The following is a 13,673-nucleotide window of genomic DNA, read 5'->3' on the forward strand; positions in this document are numbered from 1 at the left end:
GCGAAACGTCAGGTCAGGCTCAATGCCGCCCGGTGTCGCCTCAGAACCCCGCGATCAGCGCGACGTCGCTTTGCCGGTGGATCTGCCCCATCTCGGCGGCCCGGTCGCTGTCGGTCAGCGGGCGGGCCGGGCTGCCGTTCCCGGCGACCATCATATCGACCAGTTCGGGCATGATCGCGCGGATTTCCTCCAGCGCCTCCTGCCCGACCGCTTCCCGTGCGCCGGTCCCCAGAAACAGGCTCTCCATCGGTGCCCCATCGGCCATGATGACCTCGTGATCGTCGAACAGCAGGTGGACGTAGATGACGCCGCCCACATCCTCGGCCACCTCGAAACCGGGCAGGCCCAGAAGCGATTTCACCGCCACCAGCACCTCGGTCGTCCCGAACATCCGCATGGCAAGGCGCGAGCGCACCAGAACCCGGTGTTGCGGCGAAAGCAGCACGTCGCGCTCCGGCAAGCCGTGGCCCAGCGCGCCCTTCTTGACCCGGATCGGGCGGATCGCCGGATTGGCGCGCAGTTCAAGCAGCCCCAAACGGCGCATCGCGACCCAGCGGATCGGCTGCGGGCCGTGGTCGACCGTGTTCACGAGATCGCCGGGCTTCAGGCGCACGACCTTGCGCAGTCCGTCAGGCGTTTCGATCCGCGTGTCCGAGCCGAAACAGACGTAACCCTGATCGGCCAGCTTCTTGACCGCCGCGCGGTAATGTTCGCCCGTGATCGTCTCGATCTCGATGGTCTGGATCGGCTTCTCGACGAAGGCTTCGGAGAACTCGGACCCGTCCGCGAACGGTGTCAGGAACACGCGCCCCGCATCGTCCTGCAACACGATCATCCATGTCGTATCGGTCTTGCGATCCGTATAGGTCAGCTTCACCGAGACGTGGAGCGAAGCCAGCATGTCGGCGCTGCGTCCACCCCAGGTCAGGGTGTCCGCGCGATCCTCGCCGCAATCGGTCAGGATCAACGTGTTTTCGCGGGAATGCGCCGGGTGCTGGGCATCGCCGAGCCGAAACCCCACGAGCCGACCGGCGGTCTTTGCAACCGTGTCGCCCTCTGCGAGGTCCAGATCGGCATAGGTGCCGATGTAATAGGCGCTCAGCCTGCTCGTTGCCATTTTGCCCTCAAATCCTGGGGGTAAACCGATCCCAAAGACTCGTACGAATTCCGACCCCGTCGGGACGGCACGCACTATGGATAACCTGCCCTTAGGGACCGAATTGGGGCACGACGGTGGACAATTCGTGAAAAGTTCTGTGCGTGTCTGGCGTATTGTTGACGCGGCCCGTCACGCTTAACCTCCTGTTATGCAAGGCACCGACCCCCTCGCGGATCAGATCAGGAAATGCCGCATTTGCGCCGCCGCATTTCGCGCGACGGCGACCGGGCACGAACCGCGCCCCGTGGCGTGGTTCGACCCGTCCGCGCGCCTGCGCGTGATCGGACAGGCGCCGGGACTGCGGGTTCACGAAAGCGGGATTCCGTTCAATGACCCGTCCGGCGACCGGCTGCGCGACTGGATGGGCGTGGACCGCGACACCTTCTATGACCGCGCACGCATCGCGATCACGCCGATGGCATTCTGCTTTCCCGGCTACGACGCGCGCGGGTCGGACCTTCCACCACCCAGGGTCTGCGCCGAAACATGGCACGACGCGGTCGACGCCACGCTCGTACCGACCCTGACGCTGCTTGTCGGGGCCTACGCCCAGCGCCGCTATCTTGGCACGCGCGCCAGCCTGACCGACACGGTGCGCGGCTGGCGCGACCATCTGCCGGACATACTGCCCTTGCCTCATCCGTCTTGGCGCAATACCGGGTGGCTCAGGAAAAACCCGTGGTTCGAGGCCGATCTTCTGCCGGTCCTCAGAACCCGTGTGGCGGAGGCGTTGAACCCATGACCGAAGAGACACCGCTCGATATCGCGCATGCGGCGATGCAGGCCGACCTCGATGACGATGCCGCCCGGCTCGGGTTTTACGAGCGTCTGGCGGATGACGAACTGTTCCTGCTGCTCAAGGAAGAATCGCGGGGCGACTCGGTGAACCCGGAGATTTTCGAACTGGAAGCGGCCGAGGGCGAGCCGCCCGACCGCTACGTGCTGGTGTTCGACCGGGAAGATCGGCTGTCCACGTTCTCGGAAGGACCGGCGCCCTATGCCGCCCTGCCCGGCCGCGTCGTCGCGGCGATGATCGCGGGGTCTGGCATCGGTCTGGGCGTCAACCTCGGCGCCGCCCCCTCCTCCATCCTGATCCCGGCCGCCGCCGTCGACTGGCTCGCCCAGACGCTTGGCCCCGCGCCGGAAGAGGTGGAAAGCCAGGTCCGCGCGCTCGAACCGCCCACGGGTCTGACCGACCGGCTCATCACCGGGCTACAGGGCAAGCTTGCGACGGCGGGCCGGTTCTGCGACCACGCGACGCTCGCCCGCGCGGTGTATGACGATGACAGTCAGGGGCTGGTTCTCGCGTTCATCGACGCCGACCCGGATGCACATGAACCGCTGGCCCGCGCCGCGCAGGAGGCGATGACGTTTTCCGGGGCCGATCAGCGGCTGGACGTCGCGTTCTTCGATGCAAGCGATCCCGTCGCGGAACGGCTGGCCCGCGTCGGCCTGCGCTTCGACATGCCGGAACCCGAAGCGCCCGAACCCGTGGAGCGCAAAGCTCCGGGGTCCGACCCGTCGAAGCCCCCGATCCTGAAATAGACGCTCGGGATCGAAAAAAGCCAAGCCACGGCATTCAAAGCCAAGGGGTATGCCTCAGGAAAGCGGGTTTCGTGAAACTCCGGCTATTGCGCGGCGTAAAGCATGACCCAGACCACGCGCCCGCTCAGAAGCGCGACACCGACGCCGTAATCCTGTGCGGCGCGGCGCAAGATGTTCTCGCGGTGGCCCTGCGACATCATCCAGTCCGACATGAGTTCGGACCCGGACGACTGGCCCTGCGCGATATTCTCGGAGGTCATGCGCGCGGGATACCCGGTCGCGGCGATCCGGTCGCTCGGGCTCGAGTTGCCGCCGCCCTGATGCGAAAACGTGCCGTTCGTGGACATCCAGCAGGCGTGGCGCTGGGCCGCGCGGTCCAGCCGCGCATCCCGTCTCAGGGTCGCGCGCCCGTTAGCGGATCGCACAGAATTCATCTGCGACCCGGCGTCGGCCATAAGGCTTGCCGCATTGGGGGGAAGGTTACAGGCAGAAGCGACCGTTGCCGAAAGACTGATCGCCACGGCCGCAACCAGGGCCGTGACGTAAGGCATCACTCTTTCGCCGCGGGCTTTTTTGCAGCCCCCGCTTCCATCGCTTCGATGCGGGCCTTGAGGGCTTCGTTCTCCTCGCGGGCCTTCTGCGCCATCGCGCGCACCGCGTCGAATTCTTCGCGCGTCACGAAATCGCGGTCGGCGAGCCAGCGGTCCATCCAGCTTTTCATCGCCGTCTCGGCTTCGGTCCGCGCCCCCTGCGCCACGCCCATTGCATTGGTCATGAGCTGAGACAGGTCGTCCAGCACCTTGTTTCGCGTCTGCATTTCGATCTCCTGTTGCCCGGCCCTCATGAATGAACGCCCTTGGGCCGGTGCTTGTTCACTATATGGGCAAGATGGCCGCGATTCTCAACAGAGCGTGACAGGTTGACACTGCCGCGCGACCAGCGCACCAAACGGCCATGTGGGCTGCAATCCAATTTCCGAACCTGTCGCCAGAGGCGTTCGCATTCGACCTGTTCGGACTGCATTTCGCGATTCGCTGGTATGCGCTGGGCTATATCGTCGGCATCGGGATCGGGTGGTGGATCATCCGCATGGCGATCTCGCGCCCGCCGCTGTGGCGTGACGAAAACCCCGCCATGACGCGCGCCCAGCTCGAAGAGCTCGTGACGTGGATGGTGGCGGGCATCATCCTTGGCGGACGGCTTGGGTTCGTGCTGTTCTACCAACCCGGATACTACCTCCAGAACCCGCTCGACATCTTCAAGATCTGGCAGGGCGGCATGGCGTTCCACGGCGGGTTTCTTGGTGTGGTCGTCGGCGTGATCCTGTTTTCGCGCAAGCATGGTCTGGTCACCGCCTCCGTCGCCGATCTTCTGGCGATCGCCACGCCTCCGGCCCTCGCCCTCGTGCGGATCGCGAATTTCGTCAACGGCGAGCTTTGGGGCCGCCCGACCGATGCGCCTTGGGGCGTGGTCTTCCCCGGCCCCGCCGCACAGGCCTGCGCCACGGCGGGCGAGGTCTGCGCCCGCCATCCCTCGCAGCTTTACGAGGCGCTTCTCGAAGGCGTGATCCTTGGCACGGTTCTTTTGTACCTAGCCTTCAAACGCGGCTGGCTGAAACGCCCCGCCATGCTCGCAGGTCTGTTCTTTCTGGGCTACGGCCTTGCCCGGTTCATCGTCGAATTCTTCCGGCAGGCGGATGCACAGTTCATCACGCTGGACAATCCGATGGGTTACGTCATCGGTTCGCCGTCCTTCGGCATCACGATGGGCCAGCTTCTGTCCACCCCCATGATCCTCGTCGGCATCGCCACCCTGATCTGGGCGGCTCGCCGCAGCCGGACGTGAGCCTCGCCGACAAACTCCGCGCCCGGATCGAAGGCACCGGGCCGATGAGCGTGGCCGATTTCATGGCCGAATGCTTGCTCGATCCCGACCACGGCTATTACACGACGCGCGACCCTTTCGGCACCGCGGGCGATTTCACCACGGCGCCCGAGATTTCGCAGATGTTCGGGGAGCTGGTCGGGCTGTGTCTGGCACAAGGCTGGATGGATCAGGGATCGCCCACCCCCTTCGTTCTGGCCGAGCTTGGCCCCGGTCGCGGCACCCTCATGGCCGACATCCTGCGCGCCACGCGGGGCGTGCCGGGGTTTCACGACGCCGCGCGGATCGTGCTGGTCGAAGCCTCGCCCCGTCTGCGCGAACGCCAGCAGGCGACGCTCACGGGCTATGGCCTCGCTTGGGCGGACAGAGTGGAGGACGTCCCGGACGGCCCCCTTTTCGTCGTCGCCAACGAATTCTTCGACGCCCTGCCCGTGCGCCAGTTCCAGCGCGACGCGGACGACTGGCGCGAGCGGCAGGTGGGGCTGAAAGACGGTGCCCTCACCTTCGGCCTCGGCGGTCCGACCGCCCATGCACCACTCGACCGGTGGACCGACGCACAACCGGGCGACCTCGTCGAACTGCGCCCCGCAGCCGATGCCGTCATGGCGGAAATCGACCGGCGTATCGCCGCGAAAGGCGGTGCCGCCCTCGTCATCGACTACGGCGACTGGCATTCGCTCGGCGACACGCTTCAGGCCGTCGCCAAGCACGAGGCCGCCGATCCGCTCGCCAATCCCGGCGCGGCGGACCTGACCGCGCATGTGGATTTCGAGGCACTGGCGCTGGCCGCCCCCCGCCTCACCCATTCCCGCCTCACCCTACAGGGGGTCTTTCTGGAACGGCTCGGCATCACGGCGCGCGCCCAAGCCCTTGCCGCCCGGCTGGAGCGAGAACCGCTCACCCGCCACGTCGCCGCGCATCGCCGCTTGACGCACCCCGATGAAATGGGAACCCTGTTCAAGACACTCGCATTCGTGCCGGAAGGGGCAGCCATGTTGCCGGGGCTCGAGACATGAACCTCGAAATCATCACCGCAAGCGCATTGGACGGTATCCGCCACGGGTTCTTCACCCGCAAGGGCGGCGCGTCGTCGGGCGTCTATGCCGGGCTGAACTGCGGCGGCGGGTCCGACGATCAGGCCGACGCCGTGGCGATGAACCGCGCGCGCATGGCGGCGGCCATGGGGGCGGAGCCCGTGGACATCGCGGGCGTTCATCAGGTCCACTCCCCCGACGTCGTGACCGTGACGGAACCGCAGACCGGCGACAGGCCCAAGGCGGACGGGCTGGTGACGAACACCCCCGGCATCGTGCTGACGGTGCTCACCGCCGATTGCGAGCCGGTGCTGTTCGCGGATCGCGAGGCTGGCGTCGTGGGGGCCGCCCATGCCGGATGGCGCGGCGCGATCGAAGGCGTGCTGGAGGCGACCGTCGATGCGATGGTCGCGCTAGGGGCCAGACGCGAGAACATCCATGCCGTCATCGGCCCCACCATCAGCCAGCCGAATTACGAGGTCGGGCCGGAGTTCATGGAGCGTTTCATGGACGAAGACCCGGAAAACGGCCGCTTCTTCGCGGGCGGCGCGGGCGACCGCGTGCAGTTCGACCTGCCCGCCTTCGGCCTCCACCGCTTGCGCGAAGCCGGCGTGGGCCACGCCGAATGGACCCGGCATTGCACCTATGCCGACCCGGCCCGGTTCTATTCCTACCGCCGGTCGGTTCACCGGAACGAGGCCGACTACGGCCGCCTGATTTCCGCGATCCGTCTCTGACAGTCGAAACAATCTGGCGCGATTGTTTCCAAAATGGCCCCCAAACGGGCCGTATCTTTCCCCGAACCTGCCCCAGACTCGCCCAATTTCAGGCGCTTCATGGTCTCAACGAAACGAAACACGCCGGGGCGCCGACCCCGCGAGAGACGAGAGGCCGAATATGTCGAAGCAACGCTGGATTAAGTCGATTGTCGAAACCGCCAAGACGGAGAAGATCGATCTCCCGTTCCATCGCGGCAACCGCAAGCAGGTGCGCCTGCGGGCCAAAGCGGCCTGACGCGGTCGATATCGATGAAAGAGCCGCCCCAGCATGGGGCGGCTTTTTTCGTTTCTTGCCGGGCAAACGGGCGGAAATTCGCTGCAACTCGCTGATTTAAAATCCGAATATGCCCCGGCAAAGATACTAGAATACTAGGATTCTAGTATCTTGAATCGCACCATCAAACCCCGCCACGCGCCTACTGCTGACGCCGCCCCGTCAGCCAGCCGACCCAGCTTTCCACGCTGCCCGCAAAGGCATTGAGGTCCACGTTCCCCTTCACGCCCTTGGCGACCCCGGTCCCGGAGTATTGCCAGAACGTCCAGCGTTCGTCGGGATACCGCTCCGACGGATGCGCCGCGACCGAGCGTAGCCAGAACTCGTATCCGGCAAGCTTGCCCAACTCGTTCTCGGCATAGAAATCGGGCGTCACGTAGATCACAGGGGGCGTGCCGTAATGGCTCGTCACGATGGCCGCGTATTGACGGATCTCGTCGCGCACGGTCTCGGCGTCCGGGCGACGGTTGCAGGTCCGCGACTGGTGGTTCCACTCCATGTCCAGCATCGGGGGGAGGTCACCCGCCACACGCGGGACGTTCTTGATGAACCACCGGGCCTGCTCTGCCGGGGTCCGGCAGAAGTAGTAGAAGTGATACCCGCCCACAGGCACGCCCGCCGCCCGCGCGCGCGGCGCGTTGATCTCGTATCCGGGGTCGAGGTGATCGCCCCCCTCCGTCACCTTCAGCCAGGCGAAGTTCACCCCGTTCGCCCGTGCCGTCGCGAAATCGATGTCGCCCTGATACCGCGAGGCGTCGATCCCGTGCACCGGATAGGCCGAGGGCCGGATGTCGTGCTCGGTCCAGTCGATCGGGTCGGTGTCGCCGAATTGCGACGGGATGCCCGCAGCCTGATAGTTTTCGGGTAAAAGCGGCCTCGGGTTCGCCATGCGCCCGCGTGTCGAGGATGACCCGCAGGCCGCCAGGACGAGAACGGCGCACAGGGAAAGGGTGACGGCGGCGCGCCGCCGGATGGGTCGTGTCATAGGGTTGCCTGCTCGCATTATGTTTTGCGGCAGATCATACACAGAGTCCCACCATCACGCACGCACGTTCGCGTGGGGTCCGGCGGCGATCCGCTGTCAGGAGGCCACGTCCTCGGCCACCGTGTACATGCCGGTCTGGCTCTGGCTCAGGATGACGACCCGCGTGCCGTTCTCGACATTGGCGGCAAGGTGAATGGCATCCTGATGGAACATGCGGATGCACCCACCCGATTCCTGTCCGCCCACGGTCCACGGGTAGGGCGTGCCGTGAATGCGATAAAGCGTGTCGCGCCCGCCGCGATAGAGGTAAAGCGCCCGTGCGCCCAGCGGGTTGTCGAGGCCGCCCTCCATACCGCCGCGCACAGGACCGTATTTTTCGGGCTCGCGCCGCAGCATGTTGGCGGTCGGCGTCCAGTAGGGCCAATCCTTCTGGTGGTTGACCCGCGCCTCGCCGGTCAGCCCGAAGCCCGCCTTGCCGACACCCACGCTATAGCGCATCGCCTCGTTCGGGCCCGAAATCAGGTAAAGCTTGAAGGCATACGGATCAACCACGATCGTGCCCTCGGCATAAGGCGAGTAATACGGCACGTATTGCCGCGCGACCTCTTCCGACAGGTATTGGCGCGGCACGGCGGGCACGACGAACTGGCCGTCGTCGAATTCGCGATACATCGACAGCGTGCGCGGCGACACGAACGGAAGCACCTCGCCGTTCGAGGTGACGGCGGTTTCCGTGGGCACGGTTTCACAGGCCGCGAGGACCCCGGCCAGCGCAAGCCCGGCCACAAGTTTCACGATACGCTTGCCAATCAATTCAACATCCCCCGGATAAGCCCGCCGCCTGACAGAGCGACTCGCGCGAAAAAAAACTGTTCTCCGCGTGCCAGTTAACGGGGAATAGCCTAAGAAATTCAATGGCAATGGCCAAAGAATCTCGCCTCGACGCCCGAATCCGTGTTCGTGAGGCAACGCGCCGCGATCACATCTGAGGGAGCGCGCGGGCGGGATGGGCCAGCCGTGAACCCGACCCGTCCATCCTCATCGCCCTTGGATCAGCCTACTGACGCGCGGCCCGCGTTACAGCGGATCGGCGAGGACCAGCACCCAGACCGTGTCGCCCCCGGTGCCGGAGACACCCAGTGCGAACTCTTCGAAATTCGGGTTGATGAGGTTCGCATTGTGTCCCGGTGAGTTTTGCCACGCCGTCATCACCGCGCCTTCGCTCGTGTAGCCCTCACCCAGATTTTCACCCAGTTCGCGCCACGCGTAACCCGTCGCATTCACCCGCGACGCAAGCGTCGAGTTCCCCGCCGTATGGCTCAATTGATCGGTCGCGTTCAGATAGCCCGCATAGGACTGCGCGGCGTTGTCGAGCAGGTTGTTCCAAGCCAGCGTTTGCACGCCGGCGGAGGTGCGCACCCCGTTGAACAGCGTCTGAAACGACCCGTCCGCGATCGGGTTCGATTGCGTCGTCGTGTTCGCCGCCGGATCGGGCAGGTAACTGTTGAGAGTCCAGTCCGGTGCATTCGGATTGGTCGTCGTCTGCCCGACCGTCGTGACGATGCCCGGCGTCGTGCCCAGACACCCCGAAAGCGCCGCGACGGCACCGACGCAGGCCAGATTGCGAACAAGTTTCTTCAAGGCAGGTTCCCCTCTGCGCTTCGTCCCGCAGATGACCTTAACCGGACCGTTCAATCTCACAAGCCGCAAGCTGCGGACAAATCGCCGCCTGTGGCTTTTACGCCTGCGCCGTCATCCGCGCTTCCAGCACGTCGAAGGGCACGCCCGGTTCGTCCTTGGCGTCGCGGATCACCAGCGAGGTCTTTACGCTCGCCACGTTCTCGGCCGCCGTCAGTTGCTCGGTCAGGAAGCTCTGGAAGGTCGACAGGTCCGGTGCCACGCATTTCAGGATGAAATCCACCTCGCCGTTCAGCATGTGGCATTCGCGCACAAGCGGCCAGTCGCGGCAGCGTTGCTCGAACCGGGACAGGTCCGCTTCGGCCTGACTGACAAGTCCGACCATCGCGAACACCTGCACCTCGAAGCCCAGCGCGCGGCTGTCGACGTCGGCGTGATAGCCCTTGATGTAGCCCGCCTCCTCCAGCGTGCGCACACGGCGCAGGCAGGGCGGCGCCGAGATCCCGACGCGTTTGGCCAGTTCGACGTTGGTCATGCGTCCGTCGGCCTGCAACTCGGCCAGGATCATCCGGTCGATCGGGTCGAGTTTTGAATGCGCCATGTGCCGTTCCCCTGCGGTTTCGCGAACCTTACCGCTACGGCCCCGGCTACGCAATAATATTTCGCACTTGCGCAATATCCTGTCGGGCCCGCGCGCCGATCCGGCAAGGTGTCGCAAGGGGTTTCGGCACCATGCCCCTCCCCCTATATGCTGGGAAACGAGAAATTCGAAGGGATTCGTCATGTCCGGCACTCATCACACCCGCGTCCTTATCATCGGATCGGGCCCGGCGGGCTACACCGCCGCAATCTACGCCGCACGCGCCATGCTGAAACCGATCCTCGTGCAGGGGATGGAGCCGGGCGGCCAGCTGACCACCACGACCGAGGTCGAGAACTATCCGGGCTTCACCGAGATTCAGGGCCCCGAGCTCATGGTCAACATGGAAGCCCACGCCAAGGCGATGGGGACCGAGGTCATCACCGACATCATCACCGACCTCGACCTGTCCAAGCGGCCCTTCGTGGCCAAGGCCGACAGCGGTGCGACCTACGAGGCCGAGGCGGTGATCCTCGCCACCGGCGCACGCGCGAAATGGCTGGGGCTCGAAACGGAAGAGAAGTTCAAGGGCTTCGGCGTCTCCGCCTGCGCCACCTGCGACGGATTCTTCTACCGCGGGCAGGAGATTATCGTGGTCGGCGGCGGCAATACCGCCGTGGAAGAGGCGCTGTTCCTGACGAACTTCGCCTCCAAGGTCACCGTCATCCATCGCCGTGGCGAATTCCGGGCCGAGAAGATCCTGATCGACCGTCTGGAAAAGAACCCGAAGATCGAGGTGATGTGGGACCACGTGCTCGAAGAGGTCACGGGCACCGACATGCCGCTGGGCGTCGAAGGCGTGAAGGTCCGCAACGTCAAGACCGACGCGGTGACCGAACTGGACGCCAAGGGGGTGTTCATCGCCATCGGCCACGCGCCTGCCTCCGAGCTGGTGAAAGACCAGCTCGAGCTGCACAACGGCGGCTACGTAAAGGTCGAGCCGGGAACCACCCGCACCTCGATCCCCGGCGTGTTCGCCGCGGGCGACCTGACAGATCACATCTACCGGCAGGCCGTGACCAGCGCGGGCATGGGCTGCATGGCCGCGCTCGACGCCGAGAAATTCCTCGCCGAGCATGAAGAGGCCGAACCCGCCGCTGCGGTCGAAGCGGAAAAAGCTCCGGTCTGACGCCCAGCGAAAGACACGACATCACGAACGCCCTCGCATCCTCTGCGGGGGCGTTTTTCGTCACGGGCGGCGGCGGTCAGGCCCCCGTCACTCCCACGGCAGGCTGAAGAAGCCGTCGAGATTCTCGATGATTTTCACGAACAGGATCGCGCAGACGATCAGCGCGGCGAACCACCAGAACACCTGAAACAGCACGGCCCCGCCCCCCAGCGCGACACCATATCCGGCAAGTTTGCGGTCCTCCCGCCGGATAAGAGAGACCGCCGAGAGCACGACCGCGACAAGCCCAAGCGCAGGGCCGGCGAACGGCAGGTAGCGCATGAAAAGCGAAGGCTCCGGCGCAGGTGCAGCCGCTTCCGCCTCCATCCCGAGGAAGGCGCGCCACGCGGCCCGCTTCATCTCTCCCGCGATTTCGCCGATCTGCTGTGCTGCGGAGGGCTGCGGTTCCAGCGTCGGGCCGTAGATGTAGAAACACACGACCATGACGGCAAGCGCGCCGGTGACGATCGCCCAGAACCCCCAGGTCCTCAGCGGAGCGGGGCCGAAGGCGTCGGGAAGATGCGAAACCTGTGTCATGGTGAACGCATAGTCACAAAGCGTGGCGAAAATTTGGCCCCCTCGGCCCGGCGCCGTTACGGCGTCACCAACGAAAAAGGCCGCCCGGACCGAATAATCCGGGCGACCTTCCGTTAAGCCGTGAGTGTGGGCTGCGCGGCTTACATGGCGGGCAGAAGCACCTTGTCGATCACGTGGATCACGCCGTTCGACTGGTCGACATCCGCGATCGTGACGTTGGCGACGTTGCCGTTCTCGTCTTCGATCATGATTTCGTCGCCGTCATAGGTGGCTTGCAGCGTGCAACCGCCCACGGTCGGCACCGGGTGCTCGCCACCGTCGTCGTCGATCATGCCCTTGATGGCGTCCGACATCGCGTCGGCCGCGACGACATGACAGGTCAGCACTTTCGTAAGCTGCTCCTTGTTTTCCGGCTTCAGCAGGTCTTCGACCGTGCCTTCCGGCAGCGCTTCGAACGCGGCGTTGGTCGGTGCGAACACGGTGAACGGGCCTTCGCCCTGAAGCGTCTCCACCAGTCCGGCGGCCTGCACGGCAGCGACGAGCGTGGTGTGGTCGGCCGAGTTCATCGCGTTCTCGACGATGTTCTTGTCGGCGAACATTTCAGCGCCACCCACCATCGGGTTTCCGCCTTCTTCGTGGCTTGCGGCAAGCGCCGGAACGGTCATGGCGGCGAGCGCGGCGGCGGCAACGGTTGTCTTGAACATCTGTTTTCCTCCAGTTGGTCTGTTTCGGTTTCGATGCCTGTAGCCACGCATCCGACGGCGAAGAGTTGCGGCGGTTTCATCACGCTGTCGTGAGCGACCCTGCCGCAGTCCGGCCCCGCGCATCGCAATTGACAGACCCGCGCGTTGCGCCAAGATCATCCGCAGGCAGTGCGAGGACATTTGAGTGACCGAATTCATGTCGCCGGGGCCGGGGCACCCCGCCCCGTTCTTCAAAGCCCGCTCGACCCGCAACCCGCGCTTCACCTTCGATACCTCCGCAGGCCGCTATCTGGTGCTGTGTTTCTTTCACGACGCGGCACACCCGGTCGCCCGCGCCGCGCTGGCGGCCGCCCATGATCGCCCCGACCTGTTCGACGACCGCTTCGCCAGCTTCTTTGGCGTCAGCACCTCCCCGGCGGACGAGGCGGAGGGCCGCGTATCCCACCGCTTTCCGGGCTATCGGCAGTTCTGGGACTTCGACCTCGCGATCAGCCGCCTTTACGGCGCCGCCAACGACAACGGCGACAAACGCGGCCTCTGGGTCTTGATCGACCCGACCCTGCGCGTGATCGCCTCGCTTCGGTTCGGACCGGACGGCGCGGGACACGAGGCCGCGCTCGACCTGCTCGCCCAGCAACCTCCGCCCGACCGCTTCGCGGGCATCCCCTTGCAGGCCCCCGTCCTTTACCTGCCCCGCGTGTTCGAGCCGGAGTTGTGCACGCGGCTGATCGAGTTGTTCGACGAAACCGGCGGCGAAAGCTCGGGCTTCATGACGCAGGAAAACGGGCGCACCGTCTATAAACAGGACGCCAGCCACAAAGTCCGGCGCGACATCACCCTGACGGACGAGGCTTTGATCGGCACGATCCAGAACCGCATCGTCAACCGCGTCGCGCCCGAGATCGCCAAGGTGCATCAGTTCCACGTCACGCGGATGGAGCGTTACATCGTCTCCTGCTACGGCGCCGAGGAAGGCGGGCATTTCAACCCGCACCGCGACAACACCACCTCCGGCACGGCGCATCGCCGGTTCGCCGTCTCGATCAACCTGAACGACGACTTCGAGGGCGGCGAAGTGAGCTTTCCCGAATACGGCCCGCAAAGCTTCAAGGCCCCGCCGGGCGGTGCGGTGGTGTTTTCATGTTCGCTCCTTCACGCCGTCTCCACGGTGACGCGCGGCAGCCGCTATGCGTTCCTTCCGTTCCTCTACGACGACGCCGCGGGGGCGATACGGAACCAGAACGCTGGTCTCGTGGGCGAGGCGCAGGGTTGACAGACCAAAACAACGTCCCACGCCACACCCGAAATTCGGGACGTTAGCGCCGC

General features: G+C 65.2%; 16 protein-coding genes. 7 read left to right on the forward strand and 9 right to left on the reverse strand.

Annotated features, from left to right (window positions below; all coding sequences use genetic code 11):
• Positions 1-40: 40 nt before the first annotated feature.
• Positions 41-1,117, reverse strand: a complete 1,077-nt coding sequence (locus tag HOY44_RS04705) for a Hint domain-containing protein (RefSeq protein WP_287433351.1) — start codon at positions 1,115-1,117, stop codon at positions 41-43.
• A 190-nt stretch (positions 1,118-1,307) separates the two neighbouring features.
• Between HOY44_RS04705 and HOY44_RS04710 the strand changes: the two genes are divergently transcribed.
• A complete protein-coding gene (locus HOY44_RS04710) occupies positions 1,308-1,901 on the forward strand; it encodes a uracil-DNA glycosylase family protein (RefSeq protein WP_287433352.1) in 594 nt (197 codons plus the stop codon).
• Positions 1,898-2,704, forward strand: coding sequence for an SseB family protein (locus HOY44_RS04715; RefSeq protein WP_287433353.1), 807 nt, complete (start codon positions 1,898-1,900; stop codon positions 2,702-2,704). Before HOY44_RS04710 ends, HOY44_RS04715 begins: the two co-directional genes overlap by 4 nt.
• An 83-nt stretch (positions 2,705-2,787) precedes the next feature.
• On the opposite strand, the gene HOY44_RS04720 is transcribed toward HOY44_RS04715, so the two are convergent.
• Both HOY44_RS04720 and HOY44_RS04725 read right to left on the reverse strand, forming a co-directional pair.
• Positions 2,788-3,129 (reverse strand): CAP domain-containing protein, encoded by a 342-nt coding sequence (locus tag HOY44_RS04720; RefSeq protein WP_287433356.1) that lies wholly within the window; start codon positions 3,127-3,129, stop codon positions 2,788-2,790.
• 125 nt (positions 3,130-3,254) lie between these two features.
• Positions 3,255-3,521: an accessory factor UbiK family protein gene (locus HOY44_RS04725; RefSeq protein ID WP_040885244.1), complete on the reverse strand. Its 267-nt coding sequence runs from the start codon at positions 3,519-3,521 to the stop codon at positions 3,255-3,257.
• Positions 3,522-3,658: 137 nt separating this feature from the next.
• Between HOY44_RS04725 and lgt the strand changes: the two genes are divergently transcribed.
• Genes lgt through pgeF form a run of 3 tightly spaced genes read left to right on the forward strand, consistent with a single transcriptional unit; the run spans position 3,659 to position 6,359 of the window.
• Positions 3,659-4,549, forward strand: coding sequence for a prolipoprotein diacylglyceryl transferase (lgt, locus tag HOY44_RS04730; protein WP_287433359.1), 891 nt, complete (start codon positions 3,659-3,661; stop codon positions 4,547-4,549).
• Entirely contained in the window at positions 4,546-5,604 is a 1,059-nt protein-coding gene (locus tag HOY44_RS04735; protein ID WP_287433360.1) for a class I SAM-dependent methyltransferase, read from the forward strand. The genes lgt and HOY44_RS04735 overlap by 4 nt, the downstream gene beginning before the upstream one ends.
• On the forward strand, positions 5,601-6,359 hold the full coding sequence (pgeF, locus tag HOY44_RS04740; RefSeq protein WP_287433361.1) for a peptidoglycan editing factor PgeF: 759 nt from the start codon (positions 5,601-5,603) through the stop codon (positions 6,357-6,359). The genes HOY44_RS04735 and pgeF overlap by 4 nt, the downstream gene beginning before the upstream one ends.
• A 458-nt stretch (positions 6,360-6,817) precedes the next feature.
• Here the strand turns inward: pgeF and HOY44_RS04745 are convergent, their stop codons facing one another.
• From HOY44_RS04745 to HOY44_RS04760, 4 genes are all read right to left on the reverse strand, one after another.
• On the reverse strand, positions 6,818-7,660 hold the full coding sequence (locus HOY44_RS04745) for a glycoside hydrolase family 25 protein (protein WP_040885242.1): 843 nt from the start codon (positions 7,658-7,660) through the stop codon (positions 6,818-6,820).
• Between the two features lie 96 nt (positions 7,661-7,756).
• The gene (locus HOY44_RS04750; protein ID WP_008334588.1) at positions 7,757-8,473 is read right to left on the reverse strand and encodes a L,D-transpeptidase; all 717 of its coding nucleotides are present in this window, start codon (positions 8,471-8,473) and stop codon (positions 7,757-7,759) included.
• Positions 8,474-8,737: 264 nt separating this feature from the next.
• Complete coding sequence (locus tag HOY44_RS04755; protein ID WP_287433363.1) at positions 8,738-9,301, reverse strand: CAP domain-containing protein; 564 nt, start codon at positions 9,299-9,301, stop codon at positions 8,738-8,740.
• 97 nt (positions 9,302-9,398) lie between these two features.
• Positions 9,399-9,899 carry an Lrp/AsnC family transcriptional regulator gene (locus tag HOY44_RS04760; protein WP_008334582.1) on the reverse strand — a complete coding sequence of 167 codons (501 nt, stop codon included), beginning with the start codon at positions 9,897-9,899 and terminating at the stop codon, positions 9,399-9,401.
• Positions 9,900-10,080: 181 nt separating this feature from the next.
• Between HOY44_RS04760 and trxB the strand changes: the two genes are divergently transcribed.
• A complete protein-coding gene (trxB, locus tag HOY44_RS04765; protein ID WP_138421593.1) occupies positions 10,081-11,067 on the forward strand; it encodes a thioredoxin-disulfide reductase in 987 nt (328 codons plus the stop codon).
• An 87-nt stretch (positions 11,068-11,154) separates the two neighbouring features.
• Here the strand turns inward: trxB and yidI are convergent, their stop codons facing one another.
• Together yidI and HOY44_RS04775 are read right to left on the reverse strand one after the other, a co-directional pair.
• The gene (gene yidI, locus HOY44_RS04770; RefSeq protein WP_287433365.1) at positions 11,155-11,643 is read right to left on the reverse strand and encodes an inner membrane protein YidI; all 489 of its coding nucleotides are present in this window, start codon (positions 11,641-11,643) and stop codon (positions 11,155-11,157) included.
• Positions 11,644-11,783: 140 nt separating this feature from the next.
• Positions 11,784-12,347, reverse strand: coding sequence for a fasciclin domain-containing protein (locus HOY44_RS04775; protein WP_008334579.1), 564 nt, complete (start codon positions 12,345-12,347; stop codon positions 11,784-11,786).
• Positions 12,348-12,531: 184 nt separating this feature from the next.
• On the opposite strand from HOY44_RS04775, the gene HOY44_RS04780 reads away from it, so the two are divergent.
• On the forward strand, positions 12,532-13,620 hold the full coding sequence (locus HOY44_RS04780) for a 2OG-Fe(II) oxygenase (protein ID WP_287433367.1): 1,089 nt from the start codon (positions 12,532-12,534) through the stop codon (positions 13,618-13,620).
• Positions 13,621-13,673: the final 53 nt, after the last annotated feature.

It is taken from the genome of Maritimibacter sp., from assembly GCF_016774595.1.
GTDB classification, from domain to species: Bacteria; Pseudomonadota; Alphaproteobacteria; order Rhodobacterales; family Rhodobacteraceae; genus Maritimibacter; species Maritimibacter alkaliphilus.

Excerpts from the sequence above, each read along its gene's own strand:
- HOY44_RS04705 (WP_287433351.1), bottom strand. The coding sequence starts at position 1,117 with ATGGCAACGAGCAGGCTGAGCGCCTATTACATCGGCACCTATGCCGAT.
- HOY44_RS04710 (WP_287433352.1), top strand. The coding sequence starts at position 1,308 with ATGCAAGGCACCGACCCCCTCGCGGATCAGATCAGGAAATGCCGCATT.
- HOY44_RS04715 (WP_287433353.1), top strand. The coding sequence starts at position 1,898 with ATGACCGAAGAGACACCGCTCGATATCGCGCATGCGGCGATGCAGGCC.
- HOY44_RS04725 (WP_040885244.1), bottom strand. The coding sequence starts at position 3,521 with ATGCAGACGCGAAACAAGGTGCTGGACGACCTGTCTCAGCTCATGACC.
- lgt (WP_287433359.1), top strand. The coding sequence starts at position 3,659 with ATGTGGGCTGCAATCCAATTTCCGAACCTGTCGCCAGAGGCGTTCGCA.
- pgeF (WP_287433361.1), top strand. The coding sequence starts at position 5,601 with ATGAACCTCGAAATCATCACCGCAAGCGCATTGGACGGTATCCGCCAC.
- HOY44_RS04745 (WP_040885242.1), bottom strand. The coding sequence starts at position 7,660 with ATGACACGACCCATCCGGCGGCGCGCCGCCGTCACCCTTTCCCTGTGC.
- HOY44_RS04760 (WP_008334582.1), bottom strand. The coding sequence starts at position 9,899 with ATGGCGCATTCAAAACTCGACCCGATCGACCGGATGATCCTGGCCGAG.
- trxB (WP_138421593.1), top strand. The coding sequence starts at position 10,081 with ATGTCCGGCACTCATCACACCCGCGTCCTTATCATCGGATCGGGCCCG.
- yidI (WP_287433365.1), bottom strand. The coding sequence starts at position 11,643 with ATGACACAGGTTTCGCATCTTCCCGACGCCTTCGGCCCCGCTCCGCTG.
- HOY44_RS04775 (WP_008334579.1), bottom strand. The coding sequence starts at position 12,347 with ATGTTCAAGACAACCGTTGCCGCCGCCGCGCTCGCCGCCATGACCGTT.